The 15,776-nt window shown below is 58.2% G+C and carries 14 protein-coding genes, 2 tRNA genes and 4 pseudogenes; 14 read left to right on the top strand and 6 right to left on the bottom strand.

Going from position 1 to position 15,776, the window contains the following annotated elements; genetic code table 11:
• Positions 1–81 precede the first annotated feature (81 nt).
• Entirely contained in the window at positions 82–1,038 is a 957-nt protein-coding gene (locus tag CE636_RS06615; protein WP_017899691.1) for a LysR family transcriptional regulator, read from the top strand.
• Here CE636_RS06615 and CE636_RS06610 read toward each other — a convergent pair.
• Positions 998–1,738, bottom strand: a complete 741-nt coding sequence (locus CE636_RS06610; protein WP_017899690.1) for a lipoyl protein ligase domain-containing protein — start codon at positions 1,736–1,738, stop codon at positions 998–1,000. The genes CE636_RS06615 and CE636_RS06610 overlap by 41 nt on opposite strands.
• Before the next feature lie 46 nt (positions 1,739–1,784).
• Positions 1,785–3,104 (bottom strand): shikimate transporter, encoded by a 1,320-nt coding sequence (shiA, locus tag CE636_RS06605; protein WP_017899689.1) that lies wholly within the window; start codon positions 3,102–3,104, stop codon positions 1,785–1,787.
• 304 nt (positions 3,105–3,408) lie between these two features.
• Here shiA and CE636_RS06595 point away from each other — a divergent pair, with 304 nt between their 5' ends.
• Together CE636_RS06595 and CE636_RS06590 are read left to right on the top strand one after the other, a co-directional pair.
• Positions 3,409–3,906 carry a molybdopterin-dependent oxidoreductase gene (locus CE636_RS06595; RefSeq protein WP_017899688.1) on the top strand — a complete coding sequence of 166 codons (498 nt, stop codon included), beginning with the start codon at positions 3,409–3,411 and terminating at the stop codon, positions 3,904–3,906.
• A gap of 10 nt (positions 3,907–3,916) precedes the next feature.
• Entirely contained in the window at positions 3,917–5,827 is a 1,911-nt protein-coding gene (locus CE636_RS06590; protein WP_017899687.1) for a putative bifunctional diguanylate cyclase/phosphodiesterase, read from the top strand.
• Here the strand turns inward: CE636_RS06590 and CE636_RS29640 are convergent.
• Positions 5,798–6,052 (bottom strand): annotated as a pseudogene (locus tag CE636_RS29640) (hypothetical protein). The gene CE636_RS06590 and the pseudogene CE636_RS29640 overlap by 30 nt on opposite strands.
• On the opposite strand from CE636_RS29640, the gene CE636_RS06585 reads away from it, so the two are divergent.
• Positions 6,051–6,383, top strand: coding sequence for a DUF1971 domain-containing protein (locus CE636_RS06585; RefSeq protein WP_004203524.1), 333 nt, complete (start codon positions 6,051–6,053; stop codon positions 6,381–6,383). The pseudogene CE636_RS29640 and the gene CE636_RS06585 overlap by 2 nt on opposite strands.
• Before the next feature lie 4 nt (positions 6,384–6,387).
• Positions 6,388–6,723, top strand: coding sequence for a DUF1869 domain-containing protein (locus tag CE636_RS06580; protein WP_017899686.1), 336 nt, complete (start codon positions 6,388–6,390; stop codon positions 6,721–6,723).
• A 5-nt stretch (positions 6,724–6,728) separates the two neighbouring features.
• Here CE636_RS06580 and CE636_RS06575 read toward each other — a convergent pair whose 3' ends face one another.
• Positions 6,729–7,643, bottom strand: coding sequence for a LysR substrate-binding domain-containing protein (locus CE636_RS06575; RefSeq protein WP_017899685.1), 915 nt, complete (start codon positions 7,641–7,643; stop codon positions 6,729–6,731).
• 131 nt (positions 7,644–7,774) lie between these two features.
• On the opposite strand from CE636_RS06575, the gene CE636_RS06570 reads away from it, so the two are divergent.
• From CE636_RS06570 to CE636_RS06560, 3 genes are all read left to right on the top strand, one after another.
• The gene (locus tag CE636_RS06570; RefSeq protein ID WP_017899684.1) at positions 7,775–8,350 is read left to right on the top strand and encodes a hypothetical protein; all 576 of its coding nucleotides are present in this window, start codon (positions 7,775–7,777) and stop codon (positions 8,348–8,350) included.
• A 192-nt stretch (positions 8,351–8,542) separates the two neighbouring features.
• Positions 8,543–9,379, top strand: a complete 837-nt coding sequence (locus tag CE636_RS06565; RefSeq protein WP_004203515.1) for an alpha/beta fold hydrolase — start codon at positions 8,543–8,545, stop codon at positions 9,377–9,379.
• Positions 9,380–9,584: 205 nt separating this feature from the next.
• Positions 9,585–10,556, top strand: a complete 972-nt coding sequence (locus CE636_RS06560) for a sensor domain-containing diguanylate cyclase (RefSeq protein WP_004203513.1) — start codon at positions 9,585–9,587, stop codon at positions 10,554–10,556.
• Here the strand turns inward: CE636_RS06560 and CE636_RS06555 are convergent.
• Complete coding sequence (locus tag CE636_RS06555) at positions 10,553–11,656, bottom strand: AarF/UbiB family protein (RefSeq protein ID WP_017899683.1); 1,104 nt, start codon at positions 11,654–11,656, stop codon at positions 10,553–10,555. The genes CE636_RS06560 and CE636_RS06555 overlap by 4 nt on opposite strands.
• Before the next feature lie 141 nt (positions 11,657–11,797).
• Here CE636_RS06555 and CE636_RS29565 point away from each other — a divergent pair.
• Positions 11,798–11,884 (top strand): annotated as a pseudogene (locus CE636_RS29565) (type II toxin-antitoxin system PemK/MazF family toxin); the annotation flags it as partial.
• 53 nt (positions 11,885–11,937) lie between these two features.
• Here CE636_RS29565 and CE636_RS06545 read toward each other — a convergent pair.
• Positions 11,938–12,013 (bottom strand) — tRNA-Asn (locus CE636_RS06545).
• 5 nt (positions 12,014–12,018) lie between these two features.
• Between CE636_RS06545 and CE636_RS29635 the strand changes: the two genes are divergently transcribed.
• The 5 genes and pseudogenes from CE636_RS29635 to CE636_RS06525 all read left to right on the top strand — a co-directional run.
• The gene (locus CE636_RS29635) at positions 12,019–12,198 is read left to right on the top strand and encodes a DUF5951 family protein (RefSeq protein ID WP_219633510.1); all 180 of its coding nucleotides are present in this window, start codon (positions 12,019–12,021) and stop codon (positions 12,196–12,198) included.
• 8 nt (positions 12,199–12,206) lie between these two features.
• A complete protein-coding gene (locus CE636_RS06540) occupies positions 12,207–13,643 on the top strand; it encodes an EmmdR/YeeO family multidrug/toxin efflux MATE transporter (RefSeq protein WP_025999190.1) in 1,437 nt (478 codons plus the stop codon).
• Positions 13,644–13,769: 126 nt separating this feature from the next.
• Positions 13,770–13,845, top strand: a tRNA-Asn gene (locus CE636_RS06535).
• 165 nt (positions 13,846–14,010) lie between these two features.
• Positions 14,011–15,143, top strand: a pseudogene (locus tag CE636_RS06530) (tyrosine-type recombinase/integrase); the annotation flags it as partial.
• Position 15,144: 1 nt separating this feature from the next.
• Positions 15,145–15,753: pseudogene (locus CE636_RS06525) on the top strand (integrase domain-containing protein); the annotation flags it as partial.
• Positions 15,754–15,776 lie beyond the last annotated feature (23 nt).

Below are 15,776 nucleotides of genomic sequence, written 5' to 3'. Positions count from 1 at the left end.
CTGATAAAGATGCTAGCCGATGCCGTCGCGGGCAAAAACCGCTATAGTTGAATACATTGTTTTTACTGGTGAACAATCAACATGAGCGAGAGTCGTCCGGAGAGTTACTGGGCCCATCTCTACTGGCTGACGGTGCTGGAAGAGCAGAAAAGCTATACCCGGGCCGCGGAAAAGCTGGGGATCAGCAAGTCGGCCATCAGCCAGAAAATCAGCGAGCTGGAGCGGGTGACCGGTAAAACACTGGTCCATCGCACCACCCGCAGCGTCAGCCTCAGCGACGACGGGCTGCGGCTGGTGGCGGAGCTCAATGAGCCGTTTGGCCAGCTGCGGGATATTTTCACCGGCGCTTGCGATGAGGGCGGGCCGTTGCGGGGGACGCTGCGCCTGACCGCGCCGGTGGCTTTTTCCCGTCAACAGCTGGTGCCGGCGATCGCGCCGTTTTTGCATCAGCATCCCCAGCTGCATCTGCAGCTGGAGGTGACCGACCGGCTGGTCTCTCTCGGCAGCGAAGGGTTCGACCTCGCCATCCGCCACTGTCGGCGCGAGGCGCTCCCGGACACCCACGTCGCCTGGCCGCTGTGCCACACCGCGACGCTGATCGTCGCGTCCGCCGACTATATCCTTCGCCATGGCCGCCCGGAGACGCCTGACGATCTGCGTCATCACCAGTGCCTGACCTATCCCCGTGGGCCCCAGCGCCCGCAGTGGACGTTTGCCTCCCGCCAGACGCCCGATGAACGGGTGACCATCAACGTGCAGGGGCCGTTCGCCACCAACAACAGCGAGTCGCTGCGCGATGCGGTGCTGGCGGGGTTGGGGGTGGCGCTGCTGCCGGATTTTAGCGCCCGGGAGGCCATCGGCCGCGGGCTGGTGCAGGAGCTGCTGCCGGCGTGGCAGCCGGTGGAGGTGTTCGCCGATCGGCTGTACGTCATCCGGCCCTATGCTCCGCGGGTGTCGCGCGCGGTGGAGACATTCAGCCGCTACCTGAAAGCGACCTTCAGCGAGCCGCGTCCAGCTCCCGCGCCAGCGCCTCGCTGAATCGGGGGAGCAGATGGCGCTCGCCGGGAAGCAACTGCGCCAGGGTGACGGTTTTGTCGGCGCGGTAGACCCGCCCGCTGCCGAGCTGCGCTTCGAAGGCGTTCGCCGCCTGATGCGCCGCGCTAAGGTCGGCGTCAATAAGGATCACCGCATGGGCCAGCACCACATGGCCGCCGCTCGCCGTCAGCGGCCGCCAGTACTGGGCGGTACCGACAATCTTACGCGCCGCCTCTCCCTCCCCGCAGGCGAGGTTATACCGGCCATCGCAAAAGGAACCGCTCACCGCCCGGGGGTGGCTGGCAACGCCGAAGCGCGCGAGGGTGCGCTGCAGCACAGCGCACAGCGAGTGATAGATGGGTTCGGCGGCTTCGCCGAGCGGCTGCTGCACCGGCCAGGCGAGGCTGAGGTTGATAATCCCCGGCCCCTGGGGCACCAGACCGCCCCCGGAGCGGCGGAGCCATACCGGCCAGCCCCGCGCGGCAAAATGCGCGCTGACCGCCGGCAGGTCCGCAAACTGACGATAGCTCCCCGGCACCACGAATCCCTGCGGCGCCTGCCAGAGCTGGGCGACGGCCTCGCCGGCGCAGGCTTTGGCAAACAGCGGCTGTTCTGCCAGGGTGGGGTCCTCGCAAAACTGCAGCGCCAGCGAGGCGGGGGTAAAGCGGCGTGGCCAGCAGTCGGCCAGAGGCAATAAAGACATGCATTCTCCTTACCGGAGGGCGCGGGTCGCGCCCTCCGCAGGCGGGTCAGTCGACGGTATGTTTTTTCATCAGCAGCGCGGTGAGTGCTGACAGCAGGCATCCCGCGGTCAGATAGAGGGCCACGCTGTGCCAGGCTCCCCCGGAGAAGGTGACCAGCGCCGCGGCGATAAACGGCGTAAAGCCGCCGCCGACTACGCTCGCTACCTGGTAGCCGACGCCGGCGCCGCTATAGCGATAGCTGGCGCCGAACAGCTCGGTAAACATCGGCTGCTGGACGCAGACCACCATATCATGAGCGATATTGGCCAGCATCAGGGCGAAGAACAGGATCCAGAAAACGGACTGACTCTCCAGCGCCATAAAAAACGGGAAACCGCTCAGCGTGCCGATTAGCGCCCCGGTAATGTAGATCCGCCGACGGCCAAAACGGTCCGCCAGCCAGGCGAAGCAGGGGATAGTCAGACAGCTGAGGCCGCCCACCAGCAGGCCGATGTTGAGAAACAGCTCACGCGGCAGGCCGAGGTTTTGCGTTGAGTAATTGAGGGCGAAGGCGGTAACGATATACATGGTCAGCAGTTCGCACAACCGCAGGGCAATAATCAGTAAAAACGCCCCGGGATGGCGAAGCAGGGCTTCCACCACCGGCAGCCGCTTTTTCACCTGCGGCGCGTTGGTCTGGCGCTGTTGGGCCTCAAACTCCTGCGATTCGGCCATACCGTTACGGATCCACAGCGCAATCAGGACCAGCGCCACGCTGAACAGGAAGGGTAAGCGCCAGCCCCAGCTGAGAAACTGCTCGTCGGTGGTCAGGCTGCTGATCAGCGATACCAGCCCGGTGGAGAGCAGCAGGCCGACGCCGTAGCCCACCTGCACGCCGCTGCTGTAAAAGGCTTTTTTTCCCTTCGGAGCGTTCTCCACCGAGAGCAGCGCCGCGCCGCCCCATTCGCCGCCGACGGCAAAGCCCTGAACCGCCCGCAGGAATACCAGCAGCACCGGCGCCCACCAGCCGATCTGGCTGAACGACGGGAGCAGGCCGATGCAGGCGGTGGCGATACCCATCATCCAGACGGTCATCATCAGCATCCGCTTGCGCCCGAGACAGTCGCCGAAGTGGCCAAAGATAATCCCGCCCAGCGGGCGAAAAAGAAACCCGACGCCGAAGGTGGCAAATGCGGCAAGGGTGCCCATCGCCGGGCTGATTTGCGGGAAAAATTCGCGGTTGAACACCAGCGCGGCGGTAATGCCATAGAGAAGAAAATCGTACCAGTCGACCACGGCGCCGGCAAAGCTGCCCCATGCCGCCCGCCGGGCCCGATGCAGCGAATCCGGCGCCTCGTCGGGCTGCACGCTTATTGTTGAATCCATACCCTGTCCTGTCAGTCACATATTCGTTGTTATTGGAATGAGACGCTTTTAGCATTGCGTCTGCTCTGAGACTACCGCGCGGCGGCCGTGGAGGAAAGTAGTTTGCCTGCTAAGCGGAGAACTGGTGCAAAAATAAGCGGCCGGAAAGGCGGGCGAAATCACACCCTTTACTAAACATTCTGGCAATTTGCCAGCCAGCTTATACTTTTAATTAAATCAACGGATAACAAAGAGGAGCACCTTTTAAGAATTGACGTAAATGGTTTACACTTAACATGTCTCCTTCTCTGGAATGGTGAGTTAAATGCGTCTACTTCTTGCAGTTTTATTTTGTTCTGTCATGTTGCCTTCTGCTTATGCTGAAAAACTGCCTGCGCCGACAGGAAAACCTGTACTGACCATTTCCGGGAAAATCGGAAATACGAATGTCGGTGACAAGGCGGTTTTTGATCTCGCGATGCTGGAAAAACTGGGTATGAAGACGGTGGAAACCACCACCCCCTGGTACACCGGGAAGGTCCGTTTTGATGGCATTCCCCTTAATAAACTCATGGATTTAGTCGGCGCTAAAGGCCAATCCGTCCGCGTGCTGGCGCTCAACGACTACACCACCCTTATCCCGATGGACGATTTTTATAAATTCCCGGTCATTATGGCGTTAAAAATGAACGGCGAATATATGCGCGTTCGGGATAAAGGCCCGTTATTTATCGTCTACCCTTACGACAGCAGTGCTGAATTACAGAACCAGATCTATTATTCCCGATCGGCCTGGCAAGTTTCTAAGATTATTATAGAGTAAGGGTTGGATCTTGAATCGAATACTCACGGCTATTATTTTGTCGTTGTTTATTGTTACTGGATATATTACTTATCTGGTGCATGAGCGACAAAGTGAGTTGCAAAAATTTACCCGTTATACGGACTCGTGGTCAATGTCGCAGATGGTATCGGAATATATGCGACTGGAGTCTCGTCTGGCGGGCATGGCGATTGGGGCCGAAGGGGCGGACCACGATGAGGTGCGCCTGCGCCTCGAGATCATGATGAGCCAGATCGAACTTCTGCAGCAGGGCGATCTGGGTCGCTTTATTAATAAAAGCGAACAGCGGAAGGCGGTGGTCGCCACGCTGATCCGCAATCTTCATTTGCTTGATAAACAAGTTGACACCATGACGCCGGCACAGGTTAAAGCGATCCTGCCGGTGTTAAGCGAGCTGGATGGTCCCCTGACCTCAATGGCGGCCGCCACGCTGACGCAAGATATTAATATCGTTAATATCACCCATGATAAAATTCAGCATCTCTATTATATCTACTCGGTGATCTCCATTTTGCTGATCGCCATGTGTATTACCCTCGGGCTGCTGATGCTGCGGCAGAATAATAATCTGCGGCGCGCCCACGTTCGTATGAAAACCCTGGCCAACGATCTGCAGGTCTCGAAAGAGAAGCTGCAGGTGCAGAACCGTCGTCTGCAGTACGACGCCTACCATGATTCGCTGACCGGTATGCCAAACCGTCTCTCTTTCTGGCAGCGTCTGCAGGAGATCGTCAATCAGGTGCGTCCCTATAACGGATGCGCCGTGGTGATGCTTTTTGACCTCGACAGCTTTAAGGATGTAAACGATACCCTCGGCCATGACGCCGGCGATAAGCTGCTGCAGGATCTGGCCAGCCGCCTCTCTTTTTTCCGTAAAACCTCTGAGACGCTGTATCGCCTCGGCGGCGATGAGTTCGCGATGCTCTCTTACGATCTCACCGAAGAGATGGCCCTCGAGCGGGCCAATGTTATCCGGGAGAAGATCAGCCAGCCCTATCAGATCTACGATGCGCAGATTAATATCGACGCCTGCATCGGGATCGTGATCTCTGATGGCGAAAGCCGGACCGATTATCTGTACAAGTGCGCCGACCTCGCGCTGTATGAGGCGAAAAAAGAGGGCAGCGGCCATGTACAAATCTTCCGGCCGGGGATGCTGCAGCGTCTGCAGGAGAATAAATCGTTTGAAGACGATCTGCTGCAGGCCCTGTCCCATGACGAATTCAAAGTCTACTACCAGCCGATCGCAGATACCGTCACGCGCGAAATCTACGGCTACGAAGCGCTGGTTCGCTGGTTCCATCCGGTGCGCGGCGCCGTGCCGCCGACGGTGTTTATCCCGGTGGCAGAGAAAATCGGCCTTATCAATGCCCTCGGCGAGTGGGTGCTGAAAACCGCCTGTGCCGAAGCGGCCAGCTGGGCGACGCCGCTCAAGGTCTCGGTCAACGTTTCGCCGATTCAGCTGATGAACACCTCGCTGACCGACACCATTATCAGCGTATTGCAGCAGACTGGCCTCGACCCGCGACGGTTGGATCTGGAGATCACCGAGTCGGACGTGTTCAATGAGAACACCCGTTCGCTGGAAATTCTCAGCCAGCTGCGCGAGCAGGGCATTCAAATCTCCATCGATGACTTCGGTACCGGCTATTCTTCGTTGTCACGTTTAAGCTACTTCCCGTTCGACAAAATCAAAATCGACCGCTCGTTTGTTATTAATATTCCGGAGCAAAAAGACGATCTGGATATCGTGCGCCTAATTATCAGCATGGGAAAGAGCCTGCATATGCGTATTGTGGCTGAAGGCGTGGAGACCGAAGAGCAGTTGGCCTCGCTACAGGCGCTGGGCTGCGACCTGGTGCAGGGCTATTTAATCGGCAAACCGAGTCCGCTGCGCTAATTTAAATGTAAACGGCTTAACATAATTATTGCGGGGCGATTTCAGGACACTGTAATCGCCTTTTTTATTTTATCAAAGCGTTAATCCCTGAGGGGTATAAAAAGGAGTAGAGGTAAAATTCACCAGCAAAATAATATCCTTCCCCTTTGAAAGAGGTATATGATATGCATCATATCGATTATTTCTGACCGTATCCTGTGCGACGGTAAAGTGAGGCACAATCATGCAGCGAATTATTATTCCCACCCATTACGTTCATACCCGCAGCACGCCGCTGTGGACAAAGGAGACCGCGCCGGCCTCTATCTGGCGCCGCCATCTGGACGCTGGCACCCGCCAGGGGGTCTATCCCCGGCTGTCGGTGATGCAGGGGGCAATCCGCTATCTCGGCTATGCCGATGAGAGCAGCCCCGAGCCGGTTGAAACCCTGACCATTGAAGCCGGCCAGTTTGGCGTTTTTCCGCCGGAAAAATGGCACTGCATTGAGGCCCTGTCGGAGGACACGGTATTTAATGTCGACTTCTATGTTGATCCGAATATTCTTATCGAGGGCTAAAAGCATGAACAGTGAAAATAAAGGTTATACCTTAGCGGTAGAGAATGGCCGCCTTCAGCGGAAACAAGAAAAAATATTCCTCAAACCGATGGTATTGTATATTCCGCAGCAGGCGGTGGAGGCCGTTAATGGGCTGCTGAGCGATCTGCCGGACGACAATTTAGAGGGGGAGTTTGTGCTGACGGTCACCAATAACAATAACGGCGTCTCGGTCGATAAAAGCTTTTCCTCGCTGGCGGCGCTGTGCGACCCGCTCGCCGCGGCCGATGCGGTGAAGGAGCTGATCAATATCGTCCGCGGCTATGAGTCCGACGAAGAGACTAACGTTTGCGGCTGGTAAGGCCGCTATCCCGCTGCCGGCTGGCCGCTGTCGCCCGAGGCCATTTTACCCACCAGCCACTCCCGCAGCGCGATAATATCCCCCCGCTGCGCTGCCGCCTCGGTGGTGACCAGGTAGTAGCTGGCGCCCGGTAACGCGCTGCTGAATGGCGCGGATAACACTCCGCGCTGCAGCAGATCCCGCGCCAGCAGTTCGCTGGCGATCACCGCCCCCTGGCCAGCCACCGCCGCCTGCAGGGCATGGGTTTCATCGCTAAATGTTAACCCCGCGTCAATATTCAGCGTCGGCGGTCCATAGCGGCGACGCCAGTTCTCCCAGCTCGGCGAATCCGCCGGTACGTGCCGGTTGGCGACGTGAAACAGTGTTACTTCCGCCAGATCGTCAGGCCGACTGAGGGCCAGCGTCGGGCTGGCGACCACGATAAAGCGATCCTCATGCAGCAGCGTACAGCACAGATCCGGCTCGGGCGTTTCGCGATAGCGAATCGCGGCGTCCACCGTGCCCAGATGCAGATCCACCCGTTCGACGCTGGTGTGCAGACGCAGGTCGATAGCAGGAAAGCGGGCGGTGAAGTCCGCCAGCCGTGGCACCAGCCAGTGGGTGAGAAAATTGGAGGTGGTGGTGACGGTTAAGGATGGCGGCTGGCGGGCCTGGGCAATCTGCACAACGGCCTGCTCCAGGGCGCTGAAGGCGCGCTGGGTGGCGGCGTAGAGGATCTCGCCGTCGGCGGTCAGGCTGACGCCCTGCGCGCTGCGCTCGCAGACCCGGCACTCCAGGACTGATTCCAGCAGTTTAATCTGATGGCTGACCGCCGTCGCGCTGACGCCGAGCGCCCCGGCGGCCAGTTTAAAACTACGCTGGCGGGCGACGGCGTGGAAGGCGCGCAGGGCGCCCAGCGGCGGCAGGCGGGGTGTTCTCATGGCTGAGTTTTTCTCATCTATGGCTGAAAACTATGCGTTTGTGTGTCCCTGTATAGTGGCGATAGGCTACGGGCATGTAAAGACGATGACATGAGTTATTTTCATGTCGTTTGCGGTGTCAGGAGCTGAATATGCACGTTTTACACCACCATGCCGCCGCGGACGCGGCGGGAACCATCGACCCGCGCGGCCGCGCCATCGCTCTCAGCGTGGTCTTCGCCGCCGGGGCCTTGCTGTTAATCATGGCCCCCGTTATCGGGGCGAGCGGCACGCTGGGTCTGCTGGCGCTCCTGAGCGCGGCCTTCGGCGCCGGATGGGGATTCGCGCGCGCGCAGCCCAGGCTCTATCGGGCGCCCCTGGCGGCAACGCGCTGGGCTTTCCTGCTGTCGGCGGCCGGCTGGCTGCTGGCGCTGGTGGCGTGGTATGGCGGCCAGGCCTGGCCGGCGCTGCTCCCCGGCGTGACGTTCGGCAGCGCGGGGGCGGCTGTCGCCTGGCGCGTTGCCGCGGGACGGGCGGCACTGTCGGGTAGCCGCGTCAGCGGCGCCACGGCGCTGAGCGTGGCTGTCGCCATCGCGGCGACGCTGCTGACCTGGCACACCGCCGGGGCAGGACGCGGCGGTGTGTGCTTTGCCTTCGCCGTGCTGCTGGACTGGGCGCTGCTCGGCGCGCTGATTGTGCGGATCCGCCAGCAGGAGAGTGCGGCGTAGCCGCTGGCGCTTGCTGGGCTTGAGCGAGCCGATCAAGCGAGACGGGATAAGTCGTCCGGCGGGGTGATAAATTTCTTCTACACTGTTACTGGCATCACATTCCTGCGCGGCTGGCATCTCAGCCGGCCGCCGTCGGCATTCAGCCCAGGCACGGGCCTGCAGGCTGGTTATCCTGAGAGAGGAGTCTGTAACATGGCATTTGTCACCACCCAAGACGGCGTCAATATTTACTTCAAAGACTGGGGTCCAAAGGAAGCTCAGCCGATTGTTTTCCATCACGGCTGGCCGTTAAGCGCCGACGACTGGGATAACCAGATGTTGTTTTTCCTTGCCGAAGGTTTTCGGGTCATCGCTATCGACCGCCGGGGCCATGGCCGCTCCGATCAGGTCAGCGAGGGGCATGATATGGACCATTATGCGGCAGACGTCTCGGCGGTAGTGGAGCATCTGGATCTGCACAATGCGGTCCATGTTGGACACTCTACCGGCGGTGGCCAGGTCGCCCGCTACGTGGCCCGCTACGGTCAGCCGCAGGGGCGGGTGGCGAAGGCGGTGCTCATCAGCGCCGTCCCGCCCCTGATGGTCAAGACCGAACAGAATCCTGGCGGCACGCCGATCGAGGTGTTTGACGGTTTCCGCAAAGCGCTGGCGGCTAACCGCGCCCAGTTCTATCTCGACGTCGCCTCTGGCCCGTTCTATGGCTTCAATCGTGACGGGGCGGAGGTGTCGCAGGGGACGATCCAGAACTGGTGGCGACAGGGGATGATCGGTAGCGCCAAAGCCCATTATGAAGGCATCAAGGCGTTTTCAGAAACCGACCAGACCGAAGATCTTAAGTCGATTACGCTGCCGGTGCTGGTTATGCAGGGGGATGACGATCAGGTCGTTCCCTATAAAAATGCCGCTATCCTGCAGGACCAGCTGCTGCCCAACAGCCAGCTGATCATTTATCCTGGCTTCCCGCACGGGATGCACACTTCTCACGCCGATACCATCAACGCCGACCTGCTGGCGTTTATCCGCGCCTGATCTTCCCTTTCGCCGGGCGGAAAGCCGTCAATGGCCTTCCGCCAGCGCCCTGGCCGCCAGTCGCCGGGGCGCGCCGGTTGACGAGCAGGGGAAATCTGCTTAACTCATGGGATACCTGACGACTATTTTTCCCCTGGCAGGATAAAACACCGGGTTTCCTGTCGGAAGCCCGGTGGAATTCTGCGCAAGAGACAAGAGAGAGACAATGAAATTAGCCGGACTTCATCCCGACGAGCAGCGTCGCCTGCAATCGCTTCGCTCTTCCGGGCTGTTGAATAGCGGAAAAGAAGAACGCTTTGATCGCCTGACCAGGCTTGCCCGTTCGCTGTATAACCTGCCGGTGGCCTCCATCAGCCTGGTAGGGGAAGATCTGCTGCACATCAAATCCTGTGCCGGTCTGGATGTGGACACGGTGCCGAGAGATATTTCATTTTGCGCCCATACCATTTTGCAAACCGACCCGCTTATCGTTAACGACATGCAGCAGGACGAGCGTTTTCACGACAATCCGCTGGTGATTCAGGCGCCGTTTATCCGCTTTTACGCCGGGTACCCGGTTCAGCTGCCGGATGGCGCGACGGTGGGGTCTTTTTGTCTGATGGACCATCAGCCGCGTTCGTTCTCCGCGCATGAAATACAGATCTTAAGCGATCTGGCGGCGATCGTGGAGGATGAGTTCAAGGTGCTGGATGCGGCAACCTCCGATGAGCTGACGGGACTGTTTAACCGCCGGGGATTCCTCACCCTCGCCGAGTATGCCCTGCTGACGGCCCAGCGCCGCCATGAGCCGGTGAGCCTGGCGTTTGTCGACCTCGATCGCTTTAAGCACATCAACGATACCTGGGGGCATGAAGAGGGCGATCGCGCGCTGATCGCCATCGCCGATTTGATGAAAAGCGCCTTCCGTGAATCCGATATCCTCGCCAGGCAGGGAGGCGATGAGTTTATTATTCTGTTCGCCAATACCAGCCGCCACGATGCCGCGGCGGCAATGGAGACGCTCAGCCACAACGTAGCGCGTTTCAATCAACAGGCGGCTCACCCCTGGCAGCTGGCGTTCTCCTGGGGCTGCGTCGAGTACGATCCCGCCAGCCATCCCAGTCTCAACGCGCTGGTGGCCACCGCCGACCGCCTGATGTATCAGGCGAAGCAGAAACAGGGGCGCGAACGCCGTTAATCCTTTGCCGCGGCGGCATTGAGCAGGTACTGCTGCGCCTGCTGCCGCTTCTGCGCATAGTCACCGAGTAGCGCCTGCTGCGATTTCCCAGCGTTGTCGTAAAACAGGCCGCCTTCGTCGGCGATAAAGCGATAATGCTGTTCCAGCTGGCCTATCACCCAGTCGATACGTTGCAGGGTGAGCAAGGTGCAGGACTGGCCATGCAGGTCGTCTTCAATATCCAGCACATGGGAGCGGAAGGCTTCCAGGGCGAACAAGCGGCGCAGCGCGGCAGGGTCAGCCAGCGCCGTCTCCCAGCGCGTCGTTATCTGCTGAAAATGAGCCTGCACCTGCGGGGCTGCCCGCCGGGCGCGAAGCCAGACCAGCTTGCGCCGGTAGCTTTCGACGGCCAGCCGCTTCATCTCGCGATACTGCGCCAGCTGCTGTTCGGCATCGGGCACCCGGGTCATCAGCCAGCTAAAAAAGAAGCGGGTCTCAAAGCGCTCGACAAAGTGAAACAGGGGATCGGCCAGACCGTTGCTGTTGAATTCTTTCAGCGGGTCGAAGGGATACATATAGCCAAAATCGAACAGCCACAGCTGCTCCTCCCGGTCCACCAACAGGTTCCCGCTACAGAGATCCCACTCCATCAGCCCCTGCTCCTCGCAGGCTTCCAGCGTGGTGAACAGCTGGGCGATCAGCGGCGGGGTCAGCTGGTGAATCGGCTCGCCATCGATCCAGGGGGAGAGCAGGATGCCGAGGCGATAGTCGGCATACAGCGTTGGGACGATGTGGGTGAAGCGCGGTGCGGTATTTGGGTCATCCTTCAGCCGTTGCAACGCCTGCCGGCGCTGTACCTCATTCAAAAACGACAACTGGCCGTTAAGGTTGGCAACGCCGGCGACGGCACGTCGTTTCTTTAAATTATACTCTTTACCGGCGATGCGCAGCCGGTAAACCTCGCCGGTCAGACCCGAACCGTATACCTGCACCACATAGGGGGAATCCGGACCCAGCGCGGCGAGGGTCTCCGGCGGCAGTGGACAGTGGTTGACGTCGCCGACGATAAGCGGCTGACCGCTGCGGTCAAACGCCTGCTGCTGCTGTTGTCTGAGGTTCATGGCGCCTCCTTATAAGACATGGGACAGAGTGATTCATTCACGCTATCTCACTCGCAAACGTCAGCAAAATCATCCTACCGCCGGGCGCTTTTTCAGGCTGAGCGGCGGCGCGTTCATGGAGGATACCTGGGGCGTAGGGCGGCGGCAGGTAAAGGCAAGCGTCTGAAACGCATACCTGTCGCCGTTGTCAATGAGGTGCTTGCCGGGCTGGATGCGATTCTGCGTTAAGGCCAGAGACGCAGAAAAGCAAAAAGCCTGCTCGAAAGCAGGCTTCTTAAATGTGGCTCCTCTGACTGGACTCGAACCAGTGACATACGGATTAACAGTCCGCCGTTCTACCGACTGAACTACAGAGGAATCGTGTGGAGTCGTATCTTAGCGGCGAAAAATCTTTTGTCAAACATCAATTCGTCCGTTCAGGTGCAACTGCCGCTTCCATCAACAATTTGTTGTCATTTCCGACAATTATTACGGAAAAATACTTTGCAGGATATCCATTTCTCGATCATCATTTGAAATGTTGTTTCAACATCTCTCACTAAGGTCTCTCTTGAACGTCACCTCCGCCGTACGCCAGGCCGTCGAACGGACATCCTGGTTTAAAAAACGTCAGCGTTATCGTGTGCTGTACTGGCGCGAAATCAGCCCCCTCGCTGTGCCCATTCTGCTGGAAAATGCCTGCGTATTGTTGATGGGGGTGTTGAGCACCTTCCTTGTCAGCTGGCTGGGAAAAGAGGCCATGGCCGGGGTGGGTCTGGCCGATAGCTTTAACATGGTGATCATGTCGTTCTTTGCCGCCATCGATCTGGGTACCACGGTGGTGGTGGCCTTTAGCCTCGGCAAGCGAGATCGGCGGCGAGCGAGAGCGGCCGCGCGCCAGTCGCTGGCCATTATGACCCTGTTTTCCATTGTGCTGGCGGGGGTGATCCACGCCTTTGGTCAGGAAATTATTAATTTTGTCGCCGGCGATGCCACCCCGCAGGTCAAGGACCTGGCGCTGACCTATCTCGAGCTGACGGTGCTGAGCTATCCGGCGGCGGCGATTGCGCTGATCGGCAGCGGGGCGCTGCGCGGGGCCGGTACCACTAAAATCCCGCTGTTGATCAATGGCGGGATGAACATCCTCAATATCCTAATCAGCAGCGTGCTCATCTATGGCCTTTTCTCATGGCCGGGGCTGGGCTTTGTCGGCGCCGGTCTCGGGCTGACCATTGCCCGCTATATTGGCGCCATCGCCACTATCTGGGTGCTGATGGTGGGCCTCAATCCCGCGTTACGGCTGTCGCTGAAAGGCTACTTCAAACCCTTTAACTTCTCCATTATCTGGGAGGTGATGGGGATCGGCATCCCGGCCAGTATCGAATCGGTTCTGTTCAATGGCGGTAAGCTGCTGACCCAGATGTTCGTCGCCGGGATGGGCACCAACGTTATCGCCGGCAACTTCATTGCTTTTTCGGTGGCGTCGCTGATTAACCTGCCGGGCAACGCCCTCGGCTCCGCCTCGACGATCATCACCGGCAAGCGGCTGGGGAAAGGGCAGATTGGTCAGGCGGAATTCCAGGCCTGGCATGTGTTCTGGCTGTCGACCATTATTCTGACGCTGATTGCCTGGGGCAGTGCCCCGTTCGCGGGCTTTATCGCCTCTTTCTATACCCATGAAGAGGATGTAAAAGAGGTGGTGAAGCAGCTGCTGTGGCTCAACGCCCTATTTATGCCGATCTGGTCGCTGTCGTGGACTTTACCCTGCGCCTTCAAAGGCGCCCGTGACGTACGCTATACCATGTGGGTGTCGATGCTCGGTATGTGGGGCTGTCGGGTGGTGGCGGGCTATACGCTGGGCATCGTGCTGGGGATGGGGGTGATCGGCGTCTGGTTAGGGATGGTGCTCGACTGGGCCGTGCGCGGCGCGCTGTTTTACTTCCGCATGGTGAGCGGTCGCTGGCTGTGGAAGTACCCGCGGGTTAAGGCCTCAACGCCGGAAACCTGATCCGTTTGCCGGATAAACGCCATTTTTTGCGCAAAGTGAGGAATAATTCGGCAAACGATTCATTTTATTAAAAACAGGCTTTACAGCGTCCGGCGTCATCGTTAATATTCGCCCCGTTCACACGATTCCTCTGTAGTTCAGTCGGTAGAACGGCGGACTGTTAATCCGTATGTCACTGGTTCGAGTCCAGTCAGAGGAGCCAAATTTTAGTTTCGGGACATCCCAGCGAGTCCGGAGACGTTAAAAAAAACAAGAACTTATCTTTACCCGGTTGACCTGAGAAGGTCTGCCGGGTTTCTTGATATCCATAGTTTTTGGGGCTTAATCGGGGGCCTCACAGTTCGTTGAGAAAATGGAGCCCCCACCTATGGCATTAACCGATACCGCTATCCGCAAGATCAAACCCACCGATAAATCCTTCAAGATTACCGACAGTTCAGGACTCTACCTGCTGATCAAACCCAACGGCTCAAAGCTCTGGTATATAAAGTACCGCATTGACGGGAAAGAAAAGAAGCTGGCCTTTGGCCCCTACCCGGACGTTTCTCTGTTTAAGGCACGTCAGCTACGCGATGCCGCCCGCGCCCGAGTGCGCGAAGGGGCCGATCCTGCTGCTGATAAGAAAATCGCACAACAGAAAAAGAAAAACGGGCATACCTTCCGCCAGATCGCCATGAACTGGCACGCCGATCATAGGCGCTGGTCTGCGCATTATGCCGCGACCATCCAGCGCAGGCTGGAAATGTATGTTTTCCCGGATATCGGGGACAGCCTTATTGATCAGATCACCACGGAGACTCTTTTATTCACATTGCGCAAGGTCGAGAGTAAAGGTTTTCTGGAGATCACCGCACGGCTGAAAAACTACGTGACGGAAATCATGCGCTATGCGGTGAAAAAGCAGTTAATCAAATCAAACCCGGCGCTGGATCTGGACGGCAAGTTCACGCCGCCGGAAACGCAGCATTACCCGGCCCTGCCCCTTGAGAAACTGCCTGAACTGTTATCCCGGACGGATAGCTATTCCGGCAGGCTGCTGACAAAGTATGCGCTTAAGCTGTCGTTGCTGTTCTTTGTGCGCTCCAGCGAACTGCGCTTTGCCGCTGAAGTGAAATCGACTGGCAGCAGAAGCTATGGATAATTCCGGAAGAACGGGAGCAGATCGAAAACGTGCGTTTCTCTCATCGCGGCACGAAAATGAAAACGCAGCACATCGTTCCGCTGTCCGATCAGGCTATTGCGATTTTAAAGCAAATTGAAGCGCTCTCTGGTCATCTGGCGTTTATCTTCCCCGGCGAATACGATCAGGATAAATGCATGAGCGACAACACCATCAACAAAGCACTGCGCGTGATGGGCTACGATACTAAAAAAGAAATCTGCGGCCACGGCTTCCGGGCGATGGCGTGCAGTGCGCTGAGTGAGTCGGGACTGTGGAGTAAAGACGCCATTGAAAAACAAATGAGTCATCAGGAAAGAAACAGCGTACGTGCAGCCTATAAAATCACTGGGTTTGTCTGGTGCATCGCGCAACGGTACGCAACAGGCTATTACGCCGGATCATTTTCGTCATGTGCTAGAAACAGCCCGCGCAAAAGATCCGGGGTTGGCGGCTGCGCTGGAACTGGCGCGACTAATGGGTTTACGTTCACAGGAAGCGGTACAAATCGCTCAGTCGCTGAAAACGTGGAAACAGGCCGTTGAACGCGGCGATACGCGCTTAACCGTGGTTTTCGGTACTAAAGGCGGACGGCCCCGTGAAACGGTGATTCTGGATGCTGACGCAGTCAAAAAAGCGCTGGATCATGCGCTGGCTATTGCAGAAAGCCGTAATGATCGGCTGATCGACAAGCCGGATCTGAAAAGCGCGATGGACTACTGGCACAACCAGGCGGTGCATATAGGGCTGACTGGCGCATATTCTCCGCATTCGCTGCGTTATGCGTGGGCGCAGGATGCTATTCGTCACTATCTGGCGCAGGGGTTTAGCAGGAAAGAGACGCTGGCAATGGTGGCGATGGATTTAGGGCATGGTGACGGGCGTGGGCGGTATGTGGCGCAGGTGTATGGACTTCGAGGTAAAGAGTGTTTCCACATCCATAAAAGTTAAGGAGTGTAGAAAAAGGCAAAAGA

Origin of the sequence: Klebsiella sp. LY (assembly GCF_004010915.1) — a bacterium.
GTDB classification, from domain to species: Bacteria; Pseudomonadota; Gammaproteobacteria; order Enterobacterales; family Enterobacteriaceae; genus Klebsiella; species Klebsiella quasipneumoniae.
This window is presented reverse-complemented; position numbering and strand designations above follow the sequence as displayed.